The organism is Oceanicola sp. D3 (assembly GCF_006351965.1).
GTDB lineage: Bacteria > Pseudomonadota > Alphaproteobacteria > Rhodobacterales > Rhodobacteraceae > Vannielia.
In genome coordinates this window covers 1,444,960-1,467,012 of record NZ_CP040932.1, presented here as the reverse complement: position 1 = coordinate 1,467,012, position 22,053 = coordinate 1,444,960, and the positions used below count along the sequence as shown (strand labels likewise).

21 protein-coding genes are annotated in these 22,053 nt (G+C 66.4%); 14 read left to right on the top strand and 7 right to left on the bottom strand.

The features are described 5' to 3' along the window. Window positions 1-37: 37 nt before the first annotated feature. A complete protein-coding gene (locus FHY55_RS07505; protein ID WP_140013596.1) occupies window positions 38-1,045 on the top strand; it encodes a hypothetical protein in 1,008 nt (335 codons plus the stop codon). Between the two features lie 38 nt (window positions 1,046-1,083). On the opposite strand, the gene FHY55_RS07500 is transcribed toward FHY55_RS07505, so the two are convergent. Then, window positions 1,084-1,401: a hypothetical protein gene (locus tag FHY55_RS07500; RefSeq protein WP_140013595.1), complete on the bottom strand. Its 318-nt coding sequence runs from the start codon at window positions 1,399-1,401 to the stop codon at window positions 1,084-1,086. Window positions 1,402-1,461: 60 nt separating this feature from the next. On the opposite strand from FHY55_RS07500, the gene FHY55_RS07495 reads away from it, so the two are divergent. The 5 genes from FHY55_RS07495 (at window position 1,462) to kdsA (ending at window position 8,275) form a co-directional block, all read left to right on the top strand. Next, on the top strand, window positions 1,462-1,980 hold the full coding sequence (locus tag FHY55_RS07495) for a DUF2239 family protein (protein ID WP_140013594.1): 519 nt from the start codon (window positions 1,462-1,464) through the stop codon (window positions 1,978-1,980). Next, window positions 1,980-2,387: a DUF1330 domain-containing protein gene (locus FHY55_RS07490; protein WP_140013593.1), complete on the top strand. Its 408-nt coding sequence runs from the start codon at window positions 1,980-1,982 to the stop codon at window positions 2,385-2,387. Before FHY55_RS07495 ends, FHY55_RS07490 begins: the two co-directional genes overlap by 1 nt. A 164-nt stretch (window positions 2,388-2,551) precedes the next feature. Then, window positions 2,552-3,832 (top strand): O-acetylhomoserine aminocarboxypropyltransferase/cysteine synthase family protein, encoded by a 1,281-nt coding sequence (locus tag FHY55_RS07485; RefSeq protein ID WP_140013592.1) that lies wholly within the window; start codon window positions 2,552-2,554, stop codon window positions 3,830-3,832. Between the two features lie 238 nt (window positions 3,833-4,070). Continuing rightward, complete coding sequence (locus FHY55_RS07480) at window positions 4,071-7,307, top strand: hypothetical protein (RefSeq protein ID WP_140013591.1); 3,237 nt, start codon at window positions 4,071-4,073, stop codon at window positions 7,305-7,307. A 149-nt stretch (window positions 7,308-7,456) separates the two neighbouring features. Beyond that, complete coding sequence (gene kdsA / locus FHY55_RS07475; RefSeq protein WP_140013590.1) at window positions 7,457-8,275, top strand: 3-deoxy-8-phosphooctulonate synthase; 819 nt, start codon at window positions 7,457-7,459, stop codon at window positions 8,273-8,275. 86 nt (window positions 8,276-8,361) lie between these two features. Here kdsA and hppD read toward each other — a convergent pair whose 3' ends face one another. Next, the gene (gene hppD, locus FHY55_RS07470) at window positions 8,362-9,465 is read right to left on the bottom strand and encodes a 4-hydroxyphenylpyruvate dioxygenase (protein ID WP_140013589.1); all 1,104 of its coding nucleotides are present in this window, start codon (window positions 9,463-9,465) and stop codon (window positions 8,362-8,364) included. A 129-nt stretch (window positions 9,466-9,594) separates the two neighbouring features. On the opposite strand from hppD, the gene FHY55_RS07465 reads away from it, so the two are divergent. After that, on the top strand, window positions 9,595-10,053 hold the full coding sequence (locus tag FHY55_RS07465) for an Lrp/AsnC family transcriptional regulator (RefSeq protein WP_140013588.1): 459 nt from the start codon (window positions 9,595-9,597) through the stop codon (window positions 10,051-10,053). A 6-nt stretch (window positions 10,054-10,059) separates the two neighbouring features. On the opposite strand, the gene FHY55_RS07460 is transcribed toward FHY55_RS07465, so the two are convergent. Then, window positions 10,060-10,686: a hypothetical protein gene (locus FHY55_RS07460; protein WP_140013587.1), complete on the bottom strand. Its 627-nt coding sequence runs from the start codon at window positions 10,684-10,686 to the stop codon at window positions 10,060-10,062. Between the two features lie 45 nt (window positions 10,687-10,731). Here FHY55_RS07460 and FHY55_RS07455 point away from each other — a divergent pair, with 45 nt between their 5' ends. Next, a complete protein-coding gene (locus FHY55_RS07455) occupies window positions 10,732-11,427 on the top strand; it encodes an endonuclease/exonuclease/phosphatase family protein (RefSeq protein WP_140013586.1) in 696 nt (231 codons plus the stop codon). Window positions 11,428-11,475: 48 nt separating this feature from the next. On the opposite strand, the gene FHY55_RS07450 is transcribed toward FHY55_RS07455, so the two are convergent. Next, window positions 11,476-13,686, bottom strand: a complete 2,211-nt coding sequence (locus FHY55_RS07450; protein ID WP_140013585.1) for a primosomal protein N' — start codon at window positions 13,684-13,686, stop codon at window positions 11,476-11,478. 82 nt (window positions 13,687-13,768) lie between these two features. On the opposite strand from FHY55_RS07450, the gene fsa reads away from it, so the two are divergent. The 6 genes from fsa to FHY55_RS07420 all read left to right on the top strand — a co-directional run bounded on the left by fsa (window position 13,769) and on the right by FHY55_RS07420 (window position 18,250). Continuing rightward, window positions 13,769-14,422 carry a fructose-6-phosphate aldolase gene (fsa, locus tag FHY55_RS07445; protein WP_140013584.1) on the top strand — a complete coding sequence of 218 codons (654 nt, stop codon included), beginning with the start codon at window positions 13,769-13,771 and terminating at the stop codon, window positions 14,420-14,422. A gap of 262 nt (window positions 14,423-14,684) precedes the next feature. Next, complete coding sequence (locus FHY55_RS07440) at window positions 14,685-15,392, top strand: DUF484 family protein (RefSeq protein ID WP_140013583.1); 708 nt, start codon at window positions 14,685-14,687, stop codon at window positions 15,390-15,392. Next, complete coding sequence (locus FHY55_RS07435) at window positions 15,389-16,324, top strand: tyrosine recombinase XerC (protein ID WP_140013582.1); 936 nt, start codon at window positions 15,389-15,391, stop codon at window positions 16,322-16,324. The genes FHY55_RS07440 and FHY55_RS07435 overlap by 4 nt, the downstream gene beginning before the upstream one ends. Before the next feature lie 100 nt (window positions 16,325-16,424). Continuing rightward, window positions 16,425-17,114 carry a phosphatidylcholine/phosphatidylserine synthase gene (locus FHY55_RS07430; protein WP_140013581.1) on the top strand — a complete coding sequence of 230 codons (690 nt, stop codon included), beginning with the start codon at window positions 16,425-16,427 and terminating at the stop codon, window positions 17,112-17,114. A gap of 90 nt (window positions 17,115-17,204) precedes the next feature. Then, complete coding sequence (locus FHY55_RS07425; protein ID WP_140013580.1) at window positions 17,205-17,669, top strand: twin-arginine translocation pathway signal; 465 nt, start codon at window positions 17,205-17,207, stop codon at window positions 17,667-17,669. A gap of 2 nt (window positions 17,670-17,671) precedes the next feature. Continuing rightward, complete coding sequence (locus FHY55_RS07420) at window positions 17,672-18,250, top strand: ferric reductase-like transmembrane domain-containing protein (RefSeq protein ID WP_210410544.1); 579 nt, start codon at window positions 17,672-17,674, stop codon at window positions 18,248-18,250. Here the strand turns inward: FHY55_RS07420 and FHY55_RS07415 are convergent. From FHY55_RS07415 to ileS, 3 genes are read right to left on the bottom strand one after another with little or no spacing between them, the layout of a single operon-like run. Next, entirely contained in the window at window positions 18,247-18,687 is a 441-nt protein-coding gene (locus FHY55_RS07415; protein WP_371707516.1) for a methylated-DNA--[protein]-cysteine S-methyltransferase, read from the bottom strand. The two genes, FHY55_RS07420 and FHY55_RS07415, sit on opposite strands and share 4 nt — an antisense overlap. Window positions 18,688-18,701: 14 nt before the next feature. Beyond that, complete coding sequence (locus tag FHY55_RS07410) at window positions 18,702-18,971, bottom strand: hypothetical protein (RefSeq protein ID WP_140013578.1); 270 nt, start codon at window positions 18,969-18,971, stop codon at window positions 18,702-18,704. A 28-nt stretch (window positions 18,972-18,999) separates the two neighbouring features. After that, window positions 19,000-22,035 carry an isoleucine--tRNA ligase gene (gene ileS, locus FHY55_RS07405; RefSeq protein WP_140013577.1) on the bottom strand — a complete coding sequence of 1,012 codons (3,036 nt, stop codon included), beginning with the start codon at window positions 22,033-22,035 and terminating at the stop codon, window positions 19,000-19,002. Window positions 22,036-22,053: the final 18 nt, after the last annotated feature.

The window sequence follows — 22,053 nt, the reverse complement described above, 5'->3', positions numbered from 1 at the left end:
ATGCGAGGCCCGATCAATAATAACGGTCAGGAGCAGTATGGCCGCGACGCGCAAGAAATCAAAGCCTTTCAACATCGTCGTGGTCGGCCAGGACGGTAGACTTCAGTATGAGGCGGCGCTGTTTGCCGCGTCGCTGAGGCATTTCGACAGGGGGTTCAAAGGCCGGCTGATCGTGGCCGAGCCCCAGCCCGGGCCGCGCTGGAGCAATGACCCGCGGATGGGCTCTGCCGCCGTGCGCAGGCTCTTGGAGGAGGAGCTGGGCGCCGAGATCATGCCCTTCGAGAGCCGCCATTTTGGCGAGGCCTACCCCTATGGCAACAAGATCGAGGCGCTGCGCGAATTGCCCGAGGGCGAGCCGTTCATCTTCTTTGACAGTGACACGCTCATCACCGGTGCGCTCTCTGCCCTGCCCTTCGACTTCTCCCGCCCCGCCGCCTCGATGAAACGCGAGGGCACATGGCCGGAGGTGCCGCTTTATGGCCCCGGCTACGCGGCAATCTGGAAGAGCCTTTATGACAAGTTCGGGCTGGAGTTTGAGAGCACGCTCGATACCAGCCAGCCGGATGAGTACTGGCAGCGGTATCTGTATTTCAACGCCGGTTGGTTCTTTGGCCCCTGCGGGCCGAGCTTTGGGGCGCGGTTCGAGGAATATGCGCTGGCGATCCGCGATGATGCGCCCGACGAGCTGGCCTGTCAGGAGCTGGACCCTTGGCTGGATCAGGTGGTGCTGCCGCTGGTGATCCACAGCTTTGGCGGCGGGCGGCCCGGGCCGGAGCTGGACGGGCTGGATGGCGATGTGACCTGCCATTGGCGGGTGCTGTCGCTGCTTTATGCCCGCGAGAGCGATCACGCGGTGGAGGCGCTGGCCGAGGTCGCCGCGCCGAACAAGATCAAGAAGGTGCTCAAGGAGTATGAGCCCTTCAAGCGGCTAGTCTTCCAAAACAAGGGCGATAAGGCGCGAGCGCTGTTTGACCGCGAAAACCTGCCTCGCAAGGAACAGGCAATTCGCAACCGGCTAAAGCGCGAGAACCTCTGGATGCGATAACCGAAAGCACCGCGCGCACCCTGCCGGGGGTGCGCGGCTTACCGCGTCATCGCCGTCGCGCCCAGCCGTTCGGCCCAGGCCGCGCGCAGGCTCTTCACCGCGTCCTGCCGGGCGAGCGGGCCAAGCGTGGCGTCCAGCTCTTCAAGCGCCTCCACTGTCAGGTTGCCGTCATGGGCCGTCTGCATGCCGGGCACGGTGCAGCTCTTCATCTTCAGCTGAAAGGTCAGCCGGTTTTCGGCGGCGTGCAGGTTGGGCGTAGCCCCCACCCAGCACTGGCCGCCGGTGCGGGCGGCGTAAATCACCCAACGGTCCGGGGCTTCTTTGTAGGCGGCGCGGGCGGTGCGTTTGTCGATCATGGGATATCCCCTTTCACGGGGCGGATTGACATATTTTTACCCGGGTGTAAATAGCGACACATGGAAGAGACCTATACCGCCTTCAACGGCCACACCCGCATCACCAGCGCCCCGCGCCCGGAGCTTGCCACCCTGCTCGCCGAGCAGGGCCACGGGCCGGGTGCCGCGCTGCTCATCTTCTCCGACCTCACGGGCCGGGAGACCGACCTTGATCTGTCAGGCGGGCCGGAGGCGGTGGCGGCGCGCTACACCCCCGCCCCGCGCGGAAGGGGCCGCCCAAAGTTGGGGGTGGTGCCCCGCGAGGTCACCCTGCTGCCGCGCCATTGGGATTGGCTGGCCAGCCAGCGCGGCGGGGCCTCGGCTGCGCTGCGGCGACTGGTGGAAAGCGAAATGCGCAAACCGGACCCGGCCGCGCGGCGCGATGCGGCCTATCGCTTTTGCACCGCCATCGCGGGCGACCTGCCGGGCTTTGAAGAGGCGATACGGGCGCTCTACGCGGGCGAGGGTTTTGCCGAGGCGATAGCGAGCTGGCCGGAAGACATTCGCGATCATGCCCTGACGCTCGCGGGCGAAGGCTGATGCCCCCGCCTCAAGCCGAGCAGGCTGCCAGCCCCCTGATGCCCCGCGCGCCGCACGCCCCGCTGGTGATGGTCAACCTTCTGCGGTTTCGCGCGCAGGCGGATTATGCCCATGCCCCCGATCTGGCACCGGAGGGGCCGCGCACGGGGCGGGAGGCCTATCGGCTCTATGAGGCCGCGATCCTGCCGATGTTAGAGGCGAGCGGCGGTGAGGTTCTGTTCGAGGGCACGGGCGGGGCGTGGTTTGTCGGGCCGGTGGGGGAGCGCTGGGACAGGGTGCTGATGGTTCGGCAGGTAAGCCTTGAGAGATTCATGGCCTTGGCACAGCAGCCCGAAGCAAAGGCCGCAGCCGCGCATCGGCAGGCCGCGCTCGAAGACAGCCGGCTGTTGCCGGTTTTGCCGGGCTAACCCACTGGCCCCTTCTGGCCTCAGCCAGACGAGGTGGCAAACGTGCAGCCCCTGCATGATGATATTGCAGCGTTTTCACACCATGCCGCCCCGTGTTGGCGTTGCCCCCGCCACGCGCTTTGCCTAGGGTCACGCGCAAAACCAGCCCCAAGGGAGGACAATCCATGAGCCACGGCTTCGATACGCTTCAAATTCACGCAGGTGCCCGGCCAGACCCGGCAACAGGCGCACGTCAGACGCCGATCTACCAGAGCACCGCCTACGTGTTCCGCGATGCCGACCATGCCGCCGCGCTCTTCAACCTTCAGGAAGTCGGCTACATCTACTCGCGGCTGACCAACCCGACGGTGGCCGTGTTGCAGGAGCGGGTTGCCACGCTGGAAGGTGGCGCGGGGGCGGTGTGCTGCTCCTCCGGCCATGCCGCGCAGATCATGGCGCTGTTCCCGCTGATGGGACCGGGGCTGAACGTGGTCGTCTCGACCCGGCTTTACGGCGGCTCGATCACCCAGTTCAGCCAGACGATCAAGCGCTTCGGCTGGTCGGCCAAGTTTGTGGATTTCGACGATCTCGACGCGGTGGAAGCGGCGATTGACGACGACACCCGCGCTGTCTTCTGCGAGTCCATCGCCAACCCGGGCGGCTACATCACCGACCTGCCGGCCATTGCCAAGATTTCCGACAAGGCGGGCCTGCCGCTGATCGTGGATAACACCTCGGCCACCCCCTACCTCTGCCGCCCCATCGAACATGGCGCCACGCTTGTTGTGCATTCGATGACCAAATACCTCACCGGCAACGGCACGGTAACGGGCGGTGTTGTAGTGGATTCGGGCAAGTTCGACTGGGCGGCGAGCGGCAAGTTCCCCTCGCTCAGCGAGCCGGAGCCTGCCTACCACGGGCTCAAGTTTGCCGAAACCTTCGGCCCGCTTGCCTTCACCTTCCACGGCATCGCCATCGGACTGCGTGACCTCGGGATGACGCTGAACCCCCAGGCTGCCCATTACACCTTGATGGGGATCGAGACGCTGAGCCTTCGGATGGAACGCCACGTCGAAAACGCCAAGAAGATCGCGGCTTGGCTGGAGACCAATCCGAACGTCAAGGAAGTGACCTACGCCGGCCTGCCCTCCTCGCCCTATGCCGACCGGGTGAAAGCCGTGTGCCCCAAGGGCGCTGGCGGCCTCTTCACCGTGGCGCTGAAGGGCGGCTACGAGGCCTGCGTGAAGGCGGTGGACAGCCTTGAGCTGTTTTCCCACGTGGCCAACCTCGGCGACACCCGCAGCCTCGTGATCCACTCCGCCTCCACCACGCACCGCCAGCTCACCGAAGAGCAGCAGGTGGCGGCGGGCGCGGCGCCGGATGTGCTGCGCCTGTCGATCGGGATCGAGGATGCAGACGATCTGATCGCCGATCTGGAGCAGGCGCTGGAAAAGGCCCACGCCTAACGGCGGAAATCCGCGCAGGGCGGGCTTGCAGTTTCACGACATTGTCAGCCCCGCCCTGCCACAAATCCGGCCCCTCCGAGGGCCGGATTTTTTGTTTTGCAACAACGGCCTTCGCGGCGCAGTGAATGTAGCGGCGTGGAAAGTGGGAAAAATTGAAAACCTGACGTTAAGCCTGTATAGACTATAGCAGTTTCTCATGTGCCCCTGGGGCGCACCCTCTTTGGTTGGAAATCCTTGGATGACGCCCCAATTCGCCCTCGACCTCAGCCCTGACGGTATTTCGCTTCTGCGCCGGGCCGATGACGGCTGGCGGCGGGTTGGTGTGGTGTCGCTGGACGCCGACGGCCTGGCCGACGATCTTGCCGCTCTGCGCGAGAAGGGCAGCGGCGGCGCGGAACTGACGACCAAGCTGATCATTCCCAACAGCCAGATCCTCTTCACCACCTGCCCGGCAAGCGGCAAGGATGAGTTGGCCGACGAGGTGCGCGTGCGCGCCGCGCTGGTTGGCGCGACGCCTTATGAGGTGACCGATCTGGTATTTGACTGGGAGTCGGACGGGGAGACGCTCCACATCGCCGTGGTCGCCCGCGAAACCCTTGATGAAGCCTGCGCCTTTGCACGTGAATACGGGTTTGGCCCGGTCGGCTTTGTCGCCGTGCCGCCGCGCGGGGCCTTCCTGAGAGAGCCGTTCTTTGGCCCGGCAGACCGCGGCCCCGGTGCCCCTCCGGCGATGCTGGCAGAGGCCGAGCCGATCGAGGTGGTCGGCGACTGGGCGGAGCCAGGGGCGGCGGAAGATGTGGTGGTGGCCGATGCCGCTACGGCGGAAGTGGCCACGCCCGAGGCCGAAGCCGAAGCGCCCGAGGCCGAACTGCCCGTGCCAGAGGTCGAAGCGACAGAGGCGGCGCCTGAGCCTGTGGCGGAAGATGCGGCAGTTGCCGAGAGCATCGAGGCTGAGGCTGAGGCTGAGGCTGAGGCTGAGGCTGAGGCTGAGGCTGAGGCTGAGGCTGAGGCTGAGGCTGAGGCTGAGGCTGAGGAAGATGTGGCGGATGTCGTCGCAGCGGAAGAGCCCACGCGCGAAGATCCATCACCAGCCCCGCAGCAAGAGGCCGAGCCGGTTGAACCCGAGCCCGCCCCCGCGCCCGAAGTGGCACCGGCTGCCGCCCCCACGGCGGAAGACCCTTCCGAGGCTGAGCCGGAGGCGGCGACTGACATCGCAGCCGAACCCTCCGCCCCGGAGGAACCCGAGGCCGAGGCGGCAGAAGCCGAGGTGGCCGCGCAGGTGGAGATGCCTCAGGATGCGGCTGAACCGGTCGCAGAAACCCCTGCCGAGCCCACCGTTGCCGCCGATGCCGTGCCTGCTGAAGAGCCGGTGCCGATGCCCTCCTTCAGCTCGATCCGCGCCACGGCAAGCGAAGGGCTGGCCCCCAAGCTGGGCGGTGCGCGCGATGAAGCGGCCAAACGCCCGGCCCGCAAGCTGGGCGGCGCTGTGCGCGGCGACACGCCGGCCTCGCCGGCAGAAAAACCCAAGCCCAGCAAGGCGCCAGCCGCCCCGGCAGCCCCTGCGCCCGAAGCGGCCAAGGCCCCCGATACAGCGCCGGTCGCCCAAAGCGCCGTGCAAGACGCCGAAGCGCCCACCGCCGAACTCGCTCCGCAAGATGGCAATCCGCGCAGCAAGGCCGCCTTTGCCGCCTTCCGCGACAAGGTCGCCAGCCTGCGCCGCCCCACGGTGGAACGCGGCGCGCTGACGCCGGAAATCATTGCAGCCCCCCTCCCGCGCCCCGAGCCTGAAGACCTGCCCGAGCGCGTTTCGCAAGAGGCCCCGAGCGGCGAGCTGACCATCTTTGGCGCACGAGGCAAGGCGGCCGCCAAACCCCGCAAGGGCTTCCCCGTGGCGCTCACCGTGGCGCTGGTGGTGTTGCTGGGCGGGGCCGGGCTGTGGTCCAAGCTGTTCCTTTCCAGCGATGACGGCACCACGGCGCAGACCACCGCGGAAGGCGAACAGGTGATCGCCAGTGCCACCGCCGTGCCGCTGCTGGGCGATGATGGCGCGCTGACCAGATCGATCACCTTCTCCGAAGCGGGCACCAGCGGCGCAACCACCGATGTTGAGGGCGAGGCCGAGCTAGCCGAGGCGTTGCAGGCCCCGCTGGATGACATTGAGGCCAGCGAGTCGGTCGATCTGGCCAGCCTGACGGATGATCCCTTCTCGGCCCTGCCCGAAGAAGAGCCGCAGCTGGCCGAGCCGATGTTTGAAAACCCGCCGCTGCCCGAGGTCGACGCCGATGCCGCCTCCGCCGAGGACGAATTGGCCGATGCCGAGCCCGAGCCTGAAAGGGCAGCGGCGCAGCGGATGTCGCCCGAAGAGGCGCAGGCCGCCTATGACGAAAGCGGCGTTTGGCAGCAGGCCCCGGTGCCCGCCTCACTCCCCGAGGAGGAAAGCACCGACGATATCTACATCGCCTCGATCGACCCGAGCGTGCGCCCGCATGATGCCGTGGCCCTGCCCCGTGCCGATACCGGCGGTGGCAGCGATGCGGCCCTGCCGCGCCAGCCCGCCCCGGTGCCCCCGGGACAGGTGGTGGAGTTTGAGGAAGACGGCACCATTCGCCCGACGCAAGAGGGCGTGGTGACGGCGGAGGGCATCACGCTCTATGCCGGGCGCCCGCATGTGGTGCCCCGCGCCCGCACCGGCGAAGAGGCCGAGGCCGCAACCGCCGATGACACCGCCCCCGAGGCCTCCGAGGCCGAAAATCGCCTTGCCGGCCTGCGGCCCCGCGCCCGGCCCGAGGGGATTGTTGAAGAGAACGAGAAGGCCGAATTGGGCGGGCGCACCCGCGCCGAACTGGCTGGTCTGCGCCCCAAGAAACGCCCGCAATCGGTGCAGGACGAGGCCGAGGCCGCGCGTCAGGCCGCCATTGAAGAGGCCGTGCGCGACAGCGCCGAAGAGGCCGCTGAGTTGCAGCAGGATGAAGAGCGCGCGCAGGCCGAGGCCAAGGCCCGCGCCGAGGCGGAGTTGCGCAATGCCTCGCGCCTTGCCGTTGCCTCCTCGCGCACCCCTGCGGCCAAGCCACGCGGCTTTGAGCGCAAGGTTGCTGCCGCCCGCAAACGCGCCGAGCGCGAGGCCGCCGAGGCCCGCAAACAGGCCGCAGCCGCCCAGAAGCAGGAAGAGACGACAGCCACCGCCGCAGTGGCCCTGCCGCGCAACCAAAAGGTGCGCCCGAGCGCGCCCTCCAGCGCCTCGGTCGCCAAGGCCGCAACCAACCGCAACGCGATCAAGCTGCGCGACGTCAACCTGATCGGCGTCTTCGGCTCTCCCTCGCAGCGCCGCGCCCTCGTGCGCCTGCCCTCGGGCCGGCTGGTGAAAGTGAAGCCGGGTGACAGGCTGGACGGCGGCAAAGTGGCGGCCATCGGCAAGAGCGAGCTGCGCTACGTCAAACGTGGCCGCAACATCACCCTGTCGATGCCCAGCGGCTGACCGGCCAACCACCCAAGCCTCCGGCCCCCCATATAATGGGGCCACTACCCCACCACCACGCCACGGCCCGCCGCGTGCGCCTGCTGGCGGTTTGACATCGCCGCACGGGCGGTGTTCCTCTGCGCCGGACTGGCATCGGGAGAGACAGCATGAAATCGGTAGAGCTTGGCAGCGTTACAATCGCAAATGACCGGCGCTTTGCGCTGCTGGCGGGCCCGTGCCAGCTGGAGAGCCTCGATCACGCGCGGATGCTGGCCGAGAAGATCGGCAAGGCAGCGGAGGCGCGCGGCGTGCCCTTCATCTTCAAGGCCAGCTACGACAAGGCCAACCGCACCTCGCTTTCGGGCAAGCGCGGCCTCGGCATCGAGAAGGGGCTGGAGGTGCTCGCCGCCGTGCGCGAAGAGTTCGGCTGCCCCGTGGTGACAGATGTGCATGACGTGGCGCAGGCCAAACGCGCGGGCGAGGTTGTGGACATCCTGCAAATCCCCGCCTTCCTCTGCCGCCAGACAGACCTGCTGCTCGCCACAGGCGAAACCGGCTGCGCGGTGAACGTGAAAAAGGGCCAGTTCCTCGCACCCTGGGACATGGGCAACGTGGCCCAGAAGATCGCGAGCACGGGGAACGAGCGGATCATGCTCTGCGAGCGCGGCACCAGCTTTGGCTACAATGCGCTGGTGAGCGACTTCCGCAGCCTGCCGATCATGGCCGAAACCGGCTACCCGGTGGTGTTTGACGCCACCCATTCTGTGCAGCAACCCGGCGGGCTGGGCGGCTCAACGGGCGGCAAGCGCGAATATGTGCCGGTGCTGGCGGCAGCGGCGATGGCAGTGGGCTGTGCGGCGGTGTTCATGGAGGTGCATGAAGACCCCGACAACGCCCCCTCGGACGGGCCGAACATGCTCCGGCTGGAAGACTTGCCGGCGGTGCTGGATCGTCTGGTTGCACTGGATGATGTGACAAAGGGCTGAGGCGGGGGCCGCTCATCCGCCCTCCGAGGCGTCTTCGCGGCCAGCCCGGGCGATGAAAGGCCAGAGGGCCTTGAAGAGCCCGCCCGTCAGGCCGCATCCTCCGGCTTCAGCTCGCCGCTGTCGATCTGCTCCTGCTCGATGCTCTCGAACAGCGCCTTGAAGTTGCCCTCGCCAAAGCCGTCATCCCCCTTGCGCTGGATGAACTCAAAGAAGATCGGGCCGATCACCGTTTTCGAGAAAATCTGCAGTAGGATGCGGGTTTCGCCGCCGTCCACCACGCCCTCGCCGTCAATCAGGATGCCGTGCTTCATCATCCGGTCCAGCGGCTCGTCGTGGCCCTGCACACGGTCCTTCGACATCTTGTAATAGGTCTCGGGCGGGCCGGGCATGAACTTGACGCCCATTTCGGCAATCTGGTCGGTCGCCTCATAGATGTCGCGCGCACCCACCGCGATGTGCTGAATACCCTCGCCGTTGTACTTTTTCAGATAGGCCACGATCTGCCCGGTTTCGCCCCGGTCCTCGTTGATCGGGATGCGGATGCGCCCGCAGGGGCTGGTGAGCGCGCGGGAGAACAGGCCGGTGAATTTGCCCTCGATGTCGAAAAAGCGGATTTCGCGGAAGTTGAACAGCTTGCCATAGAACTGGAACCACTTGTCCATGTTGCCCTTGAAGACATTGTGGGTCAGGTGGTCGAGGTAATAGAAGCCTACGCCCATCGGATGGGCGCTGTCGTGCCAGTCGAACTCTGCGTTGTAGGCGCTGGTCTCGAAGTAATTCTCGATGAAATAGATCAGTGAGCCACCGATGCCGCGAATGGCGGGCACATCCATGGTTTTGCCCGGGCCTTCATAGGGCTCAGCACCGTTTCTCACCGCGTGATCAAAGGCATGCTGCGCATCGACCACACGCCAGCCCATCGAGGGGGCGCAGGGGCCGTGCTCTTCCACGAAGTCGCGGCCGTGGGTGCCCGGCTCGTCATTGATCAGGTAGCTGATATCGCCCTGCTGCCAAAGCTCGATGTGCTTGGTCTTGTGGGTTGCAACATGGGTATAGCCCATTGCGCGGAAGGTCTCGCGCAGGTGCTCGGGGTCGGGATGGGCGAACTCGACGAATTCAAAGCCATCGGTGCCGGCGGGGTTTTCATCACTGATGGTCGCCTTGGGGGCGTCGTGGGGGAAGGGGCCCATGGGTATCTCCTGTTCGCTTTTCGGGAGTTTAGCGTATCTTTGGGGCGGATTGTGCGCGTTATTCCTAGGACAAAGCCGACAACCCGGGTTAAAACCGCACATAAACCAAACTTAACGCGAAAAACACGCATGACGCTCGATAAAGCCGACTCAGCCCTTCTGCGCCTTCTGCAAGAGGATGCGAACCAAACGGCGGAGGCCCTCGGGCAAAGGCTGGGGCTTAGCCCAAGCCAAGCCGGGCGACGGCGGCAGCGGCTGGAAGCCGCCGGGCTTATTGCGGGCTATGTGGCCCGGGTCGAGCCGGAGGCCGTTGGGCTGGGGGTGCAGGCGATGATCCAGGTCCATATGGCGGCCCATGCGCCAGACGCGGCCCAAAGCTTTGCCCGGCTCGTCGCCACAACGCCGGAGATCACCAGCGCCTGGGTGATGACCGGCGATGCCGACTACCTCCTGCGCATCTTCTGCACCGATCTGGCAGCCCTCAATCGGCTGGTGCAGGAGGTGCTCCTGCCCCATGCCTCGGTGGCCCGCGTGCAAAGCCAAATCGTCATGGCCCAGCTCAAACCCGACGGCCCCCTGCCACTCTAGTCCGGGTTACTTCCGCCCGAACCGCTTTCGATTGCGCTCCAGAAAATCCGCCACCATTCCCGGCAGGCCCCCGCTTGCCCGCCCCTTGAGGTAAAGCGCCCCCGAGCCCGCACCGATGAACCCGCCGACAGCATCCACGATGATGTCTGTCATCGTGTCCGGCAGGCCCGATTTTTGCATGTTGGTGCCAAACCCCTCATCCATCGCAAATTCGAACACCTCCCAAAGCGCGCCGATCGTCATGGCAAAGCAAAAGGCAAACAGCGCCATTGCCCAGGTCGGGGCGGCGTAGCGGTCTCCCTGAAACAGGATGAAGACCAGGACAAAGCCGATCAGCCCGAAGCCCACCGCCGAGCCGCCGTGCAGCAGCACATCCCACCACCAGAACCTGTCATAAAACTGCCAGACCTCGCCAAAGAACAGCGTGGCGACGATGAAGAAGGTGAGCGCCGCCATGAAGGAGGGCGGCACGTAAATCTCGAACCGCCGCGCCAGCGCCATCGGCACCAGCGTCAGCGAAAAGGTCGCCACCGCGATGAAGGCCGTTTGGTAGCGCCCAACCCAGAGCGACTCGGCCAGCGCGCCGGCAAGGATCAGCCAGAGTGCCTTGGTGAACCAGCTTGCCTGCGCCATTTCGCCCCCCTTGGCACCGCGCCCCGCGATACCGACATATAAAGCATGGCCGCATCATCGCCCATTCGGGTTGCCAGCTACAACCTTCGCAAATGCCGGGGCACCGACGGGCGCCGCGATCCGGCCCGCGTGCTTGACGTGATCGGCGCGCTCGGGGCCGATGTGGTGGCGCTGCAAGAGGCCGATCTGCGCCTTGGCGCGCGCCCCGCCGCCCTGCCCCCGGCGATGGTGGAGGCCGAGAGCGATTTTGAGCTGGTGCGCCTTGCCGCCTCGCCGGTGTCCATCGGCTGGCATGGCAACGCGATCCTGCTGCGCAAGGGCATGGCCCATGGCGCACCGCGCCGTATCGAGCTGCCCGGGCTGGAGCCGCGCGGGGCCGTGGCGGTGGATCTGGACGCGCTGCGCATCGTTGGCGTGCACCTCGGCCTGCTGCGCCGCTACCGCCGCGCCCAACTGGCGCAGCTGCGCGAGCGGCTCGCCGCCCTGCCGCCCCTTCCAACGGTGATCACCGGCGATTTCAACGAGTGGCGGCTCAATCGCGGGCTGGAGCCGCTTGATGGCGCCTATAAGGCGCATGCCCCGGGCCGCAGCTTTCCCACGCGCCGCCCGATGGCTGCGCTGGACCGGGTGGCCCTTTCGCATGATCTGGCGCTCCAGGACGCGGGGGTGAATGATAGCCCGCTGGCCCGCCGCGCCTCCGATCACCTACCGATATGGGCAGACATCATCCCTGCCGGGTAGCCGCCCGCTCCCCCGATGAGCGCAGCGAAAAGGCCCGCGCAGCCGCCTTCAGAAAAAGCTCAGCGGGTCCACGTCCACCTGCACACGCACCCGGCCCGGCCAGTCAAACTGCGCCAGCCAGGCCGTCACCGCGCCCTGCACCGGCGCGGCCTTCTCGGCCTTGATCAGCAGTCGCACACGATGCCGCCCCCGGATCCGCGCAATCGGCGCGGGCGCGGGGCCAAACACCTGCGCCCCGATCGCCCGCAACGGCTCCTTCCGCCGCGCCATCGCCATGCCCAGCGCATTCACATCCTCAAGCTCGGGCGAGCTCAGAACGATGCCCACCAGCCTGCCATAGGGCGGCACCCCCGCCGCCTTGCGCTCCTCCGCCTCGGCGCGCCAGAAGGCCTCTTCATCCCCGCTCAGGATCGCCCGGATCACCGGATGCTCGGGCTGGTAGCTTTGCAGCACCGCCAGCCCCGGCGCTTCGGCCCGCCCGGCACGGCCCGCCACCTGCCGCATCAGCTGAAAGGTCTTTTCTGCCGCCCGCAGGTCACTCCCCTGAAGGCCCAGATCGGCGTCGATGACCCCCACCAGCGTCAGCAGCGGAAAGTTGTGCCCCTTTGCCACCATCTGCGTGCCGATCACGATATCCGCCGCCCCGCCCGCGATGCCCTCCACCGCCGCCTTGAGCGCCCGCGCAGAGCCAAAGAGATCGCTCGACAGCACCGCCACACGCGCCTCGGGGAATAGCTCTTTCACCTCTTCCGCCAACCGTTCCACCCCCGGCCCCACCGGTGCCAGCTTGCCCTCCACCTCGCAATTCGGGCAGACCTCGGGCACCGGCTCGGTATGGCCGCACTGGTGGCACATCAGGCGCTTCAAAAACCGGTGCTCCACCATCCGCGCATCGCAATCCGGGCAGGCCACCTGATGGCCGCAGGCCCGGCAGATCGTCACCGGGGCATAGCCGCGCCGGTTGAGAAAGAGCAACGCCTGCTCCCCCTTCTCCATCCGGTCGCGCACCAGCCCCTGCAGGCTGGGAGACACCCACTTGTCGCCCGGCAACCCCTCGGTGCGCATGTCGATGGCGTTCATCTCCGGCAGCACCGCCGTGCCGTAGCGCGATGTCAGCTCAACGCGGGCATATTTTCCGGCCTCCGCGTTGGCCCAGCTTTCCAGCGAAGGCGTGGCCGAGGCCAGCACCATCTGCGCGCCCTCGATGCTGGCGCGCAGCACGCCCATGTCGCGGGCCGAATAGGTCACCCCATCTTCCTGCTTGTAGGAATTGTCGTGCTCCTCGTCGATCACGATGAGCCCCAGCTCGCGGAACGGCAAAAACAGCGCCGAGCGCGCGCCCACCACCAGAGAGGCGCCGCCCTCGCCCACCATCTTCCAGCAGCGCCGCCGCTCGGTGACGGTCACGCCGTGGTGCCATTCGGCGGGCTTGGCGCCAAACCGCGCTTCCACTCGGGCCAAAAACTCCTGCGTCAGCGCAATTTCCGGCAGCAGCACCAGCGCCTGCCGCCCTTGGCTGAGGCACTCCGCCACCGCCTCCAGATAGACCTCCGTCTTGCCAGAGCCGGTCACCCCCTTCAGCAGCGTGGTGCCATACTCCCGCGAGGCGACCCCAGCCCGCAGCGCCGTGGCGGCCTCGGCCTGCTCTGCATTCAGCGCCTTGCCGCCATAGCCCGGGTCCAGCGCCGGATAGGGCACATCGCGCGGGGCCAACTCCTCGCTCACCGCGCCCAGCTTCACCAGCCCCTTCACCACGCCAGTCGAGACACCCGCGATCTCCGCCAATTCGCCGAGGGTAAAGGACAGCCCGCCATGCTCTTCCAGCACCGCCAGCACCCGCTCACGCGCGGGCGTCATCCGGTCCACCTCGCCCTGCCCGGGCCGATAGACCTTGCGCATCCCCGGCGGCGTGGCGAGGCCGGGCGCACGGGTGGCCATGCGCAGCATCTGGTGCATGTCGGTCAGCGTGTAGGCCCCGGCGCGGGTCAGGAATTCGCGCATCCCCGCGCCCATCGGAGCCACATCCAGCACCTCACCCACGCGGCGCAGCTTGGCGCGGTCAAACCCGCCCTCGCCCGGCCCCCAGACCACGCCCATCACCCGGCGCGGCCCCAGCGGCACCACCACAAAGGCCCCTTCCGCCACGCCGCCCGCGGGCGCGGCATAGTCCAGCGTGCCGCCCAGCGGCTGGGTGGTCAGCACCGCAACCGGCTCGCCCTCAGCAAAATGGCATCCCTGCGATGTGGCGTTAGCGCTCACATTTCCACCTTATCCGGGTTTCAGTGCCCCCTGTCCTGCGGTATGAGAAGCGCAACCGCAAGTCTGCCCGAGGAGGCCGCCCATGAAATTTTTCGTAGATACCGCCGAGATCGACGCCATCGCAGAGCTGAACGACCTTGGCATGGTCGACGGCGTCACCACCAACCCCTCGCTGATCCTCAAGTCGGGGCGCGACATCCTCGAAGTCACCAAGGAAATCTGCGACCTCGTCGATGGCCCGGTCTCTGCCGAGGTGGTCGCCACCGACGCCGAAACCATGCTCGAAGAGGGCAAGAAGCTGGCAGGCATCGCCGAGAACATCGCGGTGAAAGTGCCGCTCACATGGGCCGGGCTGAAAACCTGCAAGGCGCTCTCCGACGCGGGCACAATGGTCAACGTCACGCTCTGCTTCTCCGCCAATCAGGCGCTGCTGGCCGCCAAGGCCGGGGCCACCTTCATCTCGCCCTTCATCGGGCGGCTGGATGACCTCAACCTCGATGGCATGGAGCTGATCGGCGACATCCGCACGATCTATGACAACTACGCCTTCTCCACCCAGATCCTCGCCGCCTCGATCCGCTCGGCCAACCACATGAAAGACGCCGCCCTGATCGGCGCCGACGTGGCCACCGCACCTCCGGGCGTGATCAAGGCCATGGCCAATCACGTGCTTACCGACAAGGGCCTCGCCCAGTTCGTCAAAGATGCCGCAGAGGCTAACATCAAGATCGTCTGACAGACCCGGGCGCAGGGGCAACTTGCCTAGACAATTCGTCTAAAATTGTCCCTGCCCCATTTTCTTGCTGCAAATATTCCCACGGGGGTGTGGGGGTGTGAAACCCCCACGCCTGCCCTGTGACTCAAGCGCCACCCTCACGGCCGCTCCCCCCGCCTCACCGACAAAACCCTTGCCCGCCCGCGCTTCGGTTTGAAACAAAAGAGGCAACCAAAAACCACGCATGGGCTATAATGCACCCATGACGGATCGAGAGGCAGATATGAGCGAAGCAGCGGAGCAGCTGATCGGGCTGCGGTCCATGATCATTTCCGAACCCGATATGATCCTTGAGGATCGCGACATCATGCATGCGCTGATCGCGGCCAACGAGAAGGCACTGGGCGGCAATATCGTCGACCTGCGCGGCATCGCGATGGAGCGGCTGGAGGCCCGGCTTGACCGGCTGGAAGATACCCACCGCTCGGTGATTGCCGCCGCCTATGAAAACCTCGCCGGCACCAATCAGGTGCACCGTGCGGTGCTCACCATGCTGGAACCAATGGAATTTGAAGAGTTCCTGCGAAACCTCGGCGGCGAGGTGGCCAATATCCTGCGGGTCGATTGCCTGCGCCTCGTGCTGGAAAGCGTGCAGGAGGGCGAAGATCCCGCCGTGCAAAAGCTGGGCGACGTGCTGCATGTGGCCCCCCCGGGCTTCGTGAACGACTACCTCACCATGGGCCGCGACAAGCCGGTGCGGCAGGTGACGCTGCGCCAGACCCGGCCGCAGTTTTCGGTGATCTACGGTGCCGCCGCGCCCGATATCCACTCCGAGGCCTGCCTGAAGCTCGACTTCGGCGCAGGGCGCCTGCCCGGCCTGCTGGTGATGGGCGCCGAAGACCCGCACCAGTTCCGCCCGAGCCAGGGCACCGACCTGCTGGGCTTCTTCGCCGGTGTGTTCGAGCGCCAGATGCGGCGCTTTCTGGGATGAGCCTGCTGCCTCCGGCGCTGGCTGACGCGCTGGAGCTGTGGCTTTCGCAGCTGCGGGCGCTCGACGGGCGCGCCGAAAACACGCTGACCGCCTATCAGCAGGATGTTGCGGCCTTTCTCGCCTTCCTCCCCGGCCACCTCGGCGGCGAGGGGCTTGGCGTGGCGCGGATGGCCGACCTCACGCTCACCGATATGCGGGCCTGGATGGCCCATGAGCGCGGCACCGGGCTGGGCGCACGCTCTCTGGCGCGGCGGCTCTCGGCGGTGAAGGGCTTTCTGGGCTGGCTGGCCGAGCGCGAGGGGCTGGAGCTTTCGGCACCGCTCTCGGTGCGCGCGCCGAAGTATCAACGCAAGCTGCCCCGCCCCGTTGCGCGCGGTGCGGCCCGCGACCTGATCGACACCGTCTCCCTGCAACACCCCGACCCTTGGGTTGCCGCCCGCGATGTGGCGGTGGTGACGCTTCTCTATGGCTGCGGCTTGCGGATTTCCGAGGCGTTGGGGCTGCGCGGGGCGGATGCGCCGCTGGCCGAGGTGCTGCGGATCACCGGCAAGGGTGGCCGGGAGCGGCTGGTGCCGGTGCTGCCGGTGGCCCGCGCCGCCGTGGAAGACTATCGCCGCGAATGCCCGCACGAGTTGGGCGCGACCGAGCCGCTGTTTCGCGGCGTGCGCGGCGGGGCGCTTGGCCCGCGCGCCGTGGCCCGGGTGACAGAGGCCGCCCGAATGCAGCTTGGCCTGCCCGCCACCTGCACCCCCCACGCCCTGCGCCACAGCTTTGCCACCCATCTGCTTGAGGCAGGCGGAGATCTGCGCACGATTCAGGAGTTGCTCGGCCATGCCTCGCTTTCAACCACGCAGGCCTACACCGCGGTGGACAGCGCCCGGCTGATGCAGGTCTATGACCGCGCCCACCCGCAGGGCCGCAAGCGCGCCTGATGCAACTGCACCGCACCCCGGCACCGCCGGCCCGCGCTTCGCGCACTGCAGCAAGCTATTTCCTTGCCGCGCCCGCCCCGGCCCGGTAACCCTTCGCCCCATGTCGGATCAGTTCAAGGCCTATGGGGTCCACCTCTTCACCGCCACCGGGGCAGCGCTCGCGATGCTGGCCATGCTTGCCGCCGTGCAGGGCGACTGGCCGGTGATGTTCCTCTGGCTGCTCGCCGCCTTCGCCGTGGATGGCATAGATGGCCCACTGGCGCGCAAGTATGACGTCACCCTGCATGCGCCGATCATCGACGGCACCCTGCTCGACCTGATCATCGACTTTCTCACCTATGTCTTCATCCCCGCCTTCGCGCTCTACGGCTCCGGCCTGCTGCCCAACCCCTGGGCGGCCCTCTGCGCGCTTGGCATCTGCTTTTCCTCGGTGCTCTACTTCTCCGACACGAGGATGAAGCTGACCGACAAGAGCTTTCGCGGCTTTCCCGGCTGCTGGAACCTTGCTGTGCTGGTCTTCATGGCCATGCATCCCGCACCCTGGATCATCGTCGTCAGCTCGGTGGTGCTCGCGGCGGCGATGTTCTTGCCGCTGAAGTTCGTTCACCCGACGCGCACCAAGCGCTGGCGCAACATCACGCTGCCGGTTGCGACGATCTGGGTCATCCTCGCCGTCGTCGCCGCATGGCAGAGCTTCGAGCAACTGCCGTGGCTCACATGGTCGCTCGGGCTGACAACGCTCTACCTCACCTTTGCGGGCATTCTTCAGCAGGTGATCCCCCAGCGCTGAGCCTCACGGGATTGTGCCGCGCGCCGGGCTGCACGGCGCGGGCAAACGCGCTACCTTGAGGGCGAACGTGACCGACCCGGGAGACGCCCCATGCAGATGCCCCGCCGCCAGTTCCTCCTTTCCGCAGGCCTTGCCGCCGCCGCGCTGACCCTGCCCGCCACCGCCCGCGCCGCCTCGCTTTCGCCCACCCGCAGCATGCGCGGGGGTGCCAACAACTACCGCCCCGGCGCACCGCTGGTAGAGCGACTCGGCTCCGGCTTCACCGTGCACGGCAAGGTGCTGCGCGCCGCTGATGGCGCGCCGCTCAAGGGCCGCCGCATCCAGATCTGGGCTGCCACCACGCTGGGCGGCGAGCGCGAGCCGCGCAATCACGGCTCGGTGCTCACCCGCGCCGATGGCAGCTTTGCGCTGGAGATGGAGCAGATCGTGCCCAACTTCGGCCAGCCCCACGCGCACCTCGCCTATGACGGTGGCGAGTTTGAAACCGTATTCCTGCGCCCGGTCATGCCCAGCCCGCGTGACACCTCCGTGCGGGCCGATTTCGTCCTCGCCTGAGCTTGCGCGCCGCGCTGATCTGGGCCGCGCTCGCCGCGCTCATCGCCGTGCCGCTGGCGCTCGCCGCTCTCAGCCCGTGGCTCGCCTATCGCGGTTTTGCCTATATCACCGGCGGCTTCGCGGGCATTCTCGCGCTTTGCCTGCTGCTGCTGCAACCGCTCCTCGTAGCGGGCTACCTCCCCGGCCTGCGCGGGCCAAGGGGCCGCCGCTGGCATCGCCGGGCGGGCATGGCGCTGGTGGGGCTGACGCTGCTGCATATCGCCGGCCTTTGGTTCACCAGCCCGCCGGATACCGTGGATGCGCTGCTGCTGCGCGCGCCCACGGCCTTCTCGGTCTGGGGTTTCATCTCGCTCTGGGCCATCCTCGCCACCGCCGCCCTTGTCGCCCTGCGCCGCCGCATCGCCCCGCCGCGCTGGCGGTGGGCCCATAACGCGCTGGCCGCGCTGGTGGTGCTGGCCACCGTCCTCCACGCCGTTCAGATCGAGGGCGCGATGGAGCTTGTCTCCAAATGGGCGCTCTGCCTCGCCGCACTGGCTGCCACCGCCGCCGCCCTCGTCGACCTGCGCCTGCTCCGCCGCTAGATCAGCAGGCTCGCCGCGCCCTCGTGCTTGAGCAGCGCCACCTTGGTTTCCACGCCAACCCCGCCCGAGAAGCCACCAAGGCCACCGGCCCCAAGCACCCGGTGGCAAGGGATGATCAGCGGAATCGGATTTGCCCCGCAGGCCCCGCCGATGGCTTGAGCCGGAACGCCCAGCGCTTTCGAGATCGCGCCGTAGGTTGTGGTTTCACCAAAGGGGATCTCGCACATCTGTGCGCAAACCAGTTTTACGAGGTCAGAGCCCTCCACCCTCAGCGGCAGGTCAAACACCTCGCGCTTGCCGGCAAAATAGCCCTCGATCTGCCGCCCCGCCTCACGCAAAAGCGGCGAGCCCTCGCCCGCCGCCTCATCGCTCCACGCCACGCGGGTAATCGCCCCGCCCTCCTCGGTCAGCACCATGCGGCCGACGGGTGTAGGCAAGGCATAGGAAGCCACTAGTCTTCGCTCACCTGCGAATTTAGTTTCCAAAGCTTGGTGTCTGCATCCTGAGTCACGACCCCTTCCTTCTGCATTATCTCCAGAAGGGTTCTTGGAATATGGCCGACGTGCTCAACATGTCCCATGTAAATTCCCAGAGACTTACCGATGTCGACGTTTCTCAGGCCTTCTTTCGGCCCCTCGCTCAAGGCAACCCGCACGGAAGCCTTGAGTTGCGCAATCGCGGCTTGTGCCATCTCATAAGCACTATCGAGCCTTTCAGACATTGCCACTTCCTCTCTACTACATCCGCTTTCACCCCAGCGCCTCGTCGCAGCGCCCGCAGACGCCCGCATGGCTATGCGTTCCCACATCCGGCAGGATCTTCCAGCACCTCTGGCACTTCTCGCCCTCGGCCCCTTCAACTGCTGCAAATGCAAACTCAGTAATGTCCGGCGCCCAAGCTGAGGTCATCGTCGGGACGTCAGCAACCAGCTCTTCATATTCGTCAAAGGCAAGAGGAACATCTACACCGAGTTTAGCCGCGCCTTCCACAATCGTAGCCTCCGAGCAAATGAGAAGCTCAGCAGCATCAACACCTTCGAATATCCCATTGAAGTCCTTTGCAAGGAAAATGGTCACCTTAGCTTCCAGAGAAGATCCAATTTTCTTTTCTCTGCGATCCACCTCAAGAGCCAGATTCGCAATTCTTCTTACTAATCGAATTTTAGCCCACTTGGCCGCCAGCGCCTCGTCGCGCCACGCCGCAGGCGTCTCGGGGATATCGACCAGATGCACCGACGAACCCTCGCCGCCGAACCTCTCCAGCCAGACCTCTTCCATGGTAAACACCAGCACCGGCGCAAGCCATGTGGTCAGCCGGTGGAACAGGATATCCAGCACCGTGCGGGCCGCGCGTTGGCGCAGGCTTGGGCCGTCGCAATACAAGGCGTCCTTGCGGATATCGAAGTAGAAGCTTGAAAGCTCCACCGTGGCAAAGTTGAACACCGCCTGAAACACGCCCTGGAAGTCGTAGGAGTCATACCCCTTGCGCACCACCTCATCGAGCTCGGCCAAGCGGCTCAGCACCCAACGCTCCAACTCGGGCATATCGGCGGGCTCAACGGCCTCTGCCGGGTCATACCCGGCCAGATTGCCGAGCAGGAAACGCATGGTGTTGCGCAGCCGCCGGTAGCTGTCGGCCACCCCTTTCAGGATCTCCGGGCCGATCCGCTGGTCGGCGGTGTAATCGGTCTGCGCCACCCAAAGCCGCAGGATGTCGGCACCATACTGCTTCACCACCTCCTCGGGCACGATGGTGTTGCCGAGCGACTTGGACATCTTGTTGCCCTTCTCGTCCAGCGTGAACCCGTGGGTCAGCACGCCGCGATAGGGCGCAACCCCACGCGTGCCGACCGATTGCAGCAACGAGGAGTGGAACCACCCGCGATGCTGGTCGGTGCCCTCAAGGTAAAGATCGGCCACCCCATCGGGCGCGCCATCCTCGCGGTCGCGCAGCACGAAGGCATGGGTGGAGCCGGAGTCAAACCACACATCGAGCACGTCGAACACCTGCTCATAGGCCTCCGGGTCATGGTCCCCGCCAAGGAAGCGCTCCTTCGCGCCCTCGGCATACCACGCATCCGCACCCTCGGCCTCGAAGGCCTCGATGATCCGCGCGTTCACCGCCGCGTCGCGCAGCAAAAAGCCCTCGTCATCGGGCATCGCGCCCTTCTTCACGAAGGCCGTCAGCGGCACGCCCCAGGCCCGCTGGCGCGAAAGCACCCAGTCGGGACGGCTTTCCATCATCGAATAGAGCCGGTTGCGCCCGCTCTGCGGGGTCCACTTCACCTGATCAATCGCGGTGAGCGCACGGGCGCGGATGGTGGTGCCAAGCGTGTCCTGCTCGTCGCCCAAATCCTTGTCGATTGCGGCAAACCACTGCGGCGTGTTGCGATAGATCAGCGGCGCCTTGGAGCGCCAGCTGTGCGGGTAGCTATGGGTGATCCGCCCGCGCGCGATCAGCATCTGCGCCTCCGCGAGCTTGTCGATCACCGCCTTGTTGGCCCCGCCTTCCTTGCCGTTGGGCTTGACGATGACCTGCCCGCCAAAGAACGGCAAATCGGCGCGGAAGGAGCCATCCTCCAGCACGTTGTAGGTCATCGGCAGGCCATACTGGCGGCCGATCTGGTAGTCGTCGTCCCCGTGGCTCGGCGCGGTGTGCACAAAGCCGGTGCCTGCCTCGGCGGTGACATGATCGCCCGGCAGCATCGGCACGTCATAGTCCCATTCGCCCTCGGCCCCGTCGAGCTTGTAGAGCGGATGCACGGTTTTCATCGCGCCCAGCTCGGCAGCGGCGGCGCCCCGCAGGCGCTCGTAGCTTTCCACCCGCGCCTGCGCCATCACCGCCTCGGCCAGATCGTCGGCCAACAGATACTTGTCGCCCACCTTGGCCCAATTGTCCTCGGCGGCGGCGGTCACCTTGTAGAGCCCGTAAGAGATATCGGGGCTGAAGCAGACCGCGCGGTTCTGCGGAATGGTCCAGGGCGTCGTCGTCCAGATGATGACGGAGGTGTCGGCGAAGTCCTCGGCCATGGCCTGCACCGCGCCCATCACCGCATCCTGCCCCTCGTTGCCGGCCTGCGCGAAATGCTCAATCAGCTCCGGCGTGCCGGCAAAGCCGCCGATCCGGAACTTCACCCAGATCGTGTGGCTCTGATGGTCATGGTATTCCACCTCCGCCTCGGCCAGCGCCGTCTTCTCGACGGGCGACCACATGACAGGCTTGGACCCCTGATAGAGCGCGCCATTCATCAGAAACTTCTGGAACTCTGCGGCAATCGTGGCCTCGGCGTGGAAATCCATGGTGAGGTAGGGCTTCGGCCAGTTGCCGGTGATGCCCAGCCGCTTGAACTCCTCGCGCTGGATATCCACCCACTTCTCGGCAAAGGCCCGGCACTCCTGGCGCAGCTCGACAATCGGCACCTCGTCCTTGTCCTTGCCCTTCTGGCGATACTGCTCCTCGATCTTCCACTCGATCGGCAGGCCGTGGCAGTCCCAGCCGGGGATGTAGCGCGCATCGCGACCCATCATCTGCTGCGAGCGCACCACCATGTCCTTCAGGATCTTGTTGAGGCCGTGGCCGATGTGCAGGTGGCCGTTGGCATAGGGCGGGCCGTCATGCAGCGTGAAGGGGGTGCGGCCCTCCTTCTCGCGCAGGCGGTCATAAACGCCGATCTCCTCCCAGCGGGCCAGCCAGCCCGGCTCGCGCTTGGGCAGGCCCGCGCGCATCGGAAAATCGGTTTTGGGAAGGTTCAGCGTGTCTTTGTAGTCAGGCGTTTCGGCGCACATTGGGGGCGTCCTTGGCGT

Coding starts and splice junctions, on each gene's coding strand:
- FHY55_RS07505 (WP_140013596.1), top strand. CDS start 38: ATGGCCGCGACGCGCAAGAAATCAAAGCCTTTCAACATCGTCGTGGTC.
- FHY55_RS07500 (WP_140013595.1), bottom strand. CDS start 1,401: ATGATCGACAAACGCACCGCCCGCGCCGCCTACAAAGAAGCCCCGGAC.
- FHY55_RS07495 (WP_140013594.1), top strand. CDS start 1,462: ATGGAAGAGACCTATACCGCCTTCAACGGCCACACCCGCATCACCAGC.
- FHY55_RS07490 (WP_140013593.1), top strand. CDS start 1,980: ATGCCCCCGCCTCAAGCCGAGCAGGCTGCCAGCCCCCTGATGCCCCGC.
- FHY55_RS07485 (WP_140013592.1), top strand. CDS start 2,552: ATGAGCCACGGCTTCGATACGCTTCAAATTCACGCAGGTGCCCGGCCA.
- FHY55_RS07480 (WP_140013591.1), top strand. CDS start 4,071: ATGACGCCCCAATTCGCCCTCGACCTCAGCCCTGACGGTATTTCGCTT.
- kdsA (WP_140013590.1), top strand. CDS start 7,457: ATGAAATCGGTAGAGCTTGGCAGCGTTACAATCGCAAATGACCGGCGC.
- hppD (WP_140013589.1), bottom strand. CDS start 9,465: ATGGGCCCCTTCCCCCACGACGCCCCCAAGGCGACCATCAGTGATGAA.
- FHY55_RS07465 (WP_140013588.1), top strand. CDS start 9,595: ATGACGCTCGATAAAGCCGACTCAGCCCTTCTGCGCCTTCTGCAAGAG.
- FHY55_RS07460 (WP_140013587.1), bottom strand. CDS start 10,686: ATGGCGCAGGCAAGCTGGTTCACCAAGGCACTCTGGCTGATCCTTGCC.
- FHY55_RS07455 (WP_140013586.1), top strand. CDS start 10,732: ATGGCCGCATCATCGCCCATTCGGGTTGCCAGCTACAACCTTCGCAAA.
- fsa (WP_140013584.1), top strand. CDS start 13,769: ATGAAATTTTTCGTAGATACCGCCGAGATCGACGCCATCGCAGAGCTG.
- FHY55_RS07440 (WP_140013583.1), top strand. CDS start 14,685: ATGAGCGAAGCAGCGGAGCAGCTGATCGGGCTGCGGTCCATGATCATT.
- FHY55_RS07435 (WP_140013582.1), top strand. CDS start 15,389: ATGAGCCTGCTGCCTCCGGCGCTGGCTGACGCGCTGGAGCTGTGGCTT.
- FHY55_RS07430 (WP_140013581.1), top strand. CDS start 16,425: ATGTCGGATCAGTTCAAGGCCTATGGGGTCCACCTCTTCACCGCCACC.
- FHY55_RS07425 (WP_140013580.1), top strand. CDS start 17,205: ATGCAGATGCCCCGCCGCCAGTTCCTCCTTTCCGCAGGCCTTGCCGCC.
- FHY55_RS07410 (WP_140013578.1), bottom strand. CDS start 18,971: ATGTCTGAAAGGCTCGATAGTGCTTATGAGATGGCACAAGCCGCGATT.
- ileS (WP_140013577.1), bottom strand. CDS start 22,035: ATGTGCGCCGAAACGCCTGACTACAAAGACACGCTGAACCTTCCCAAA.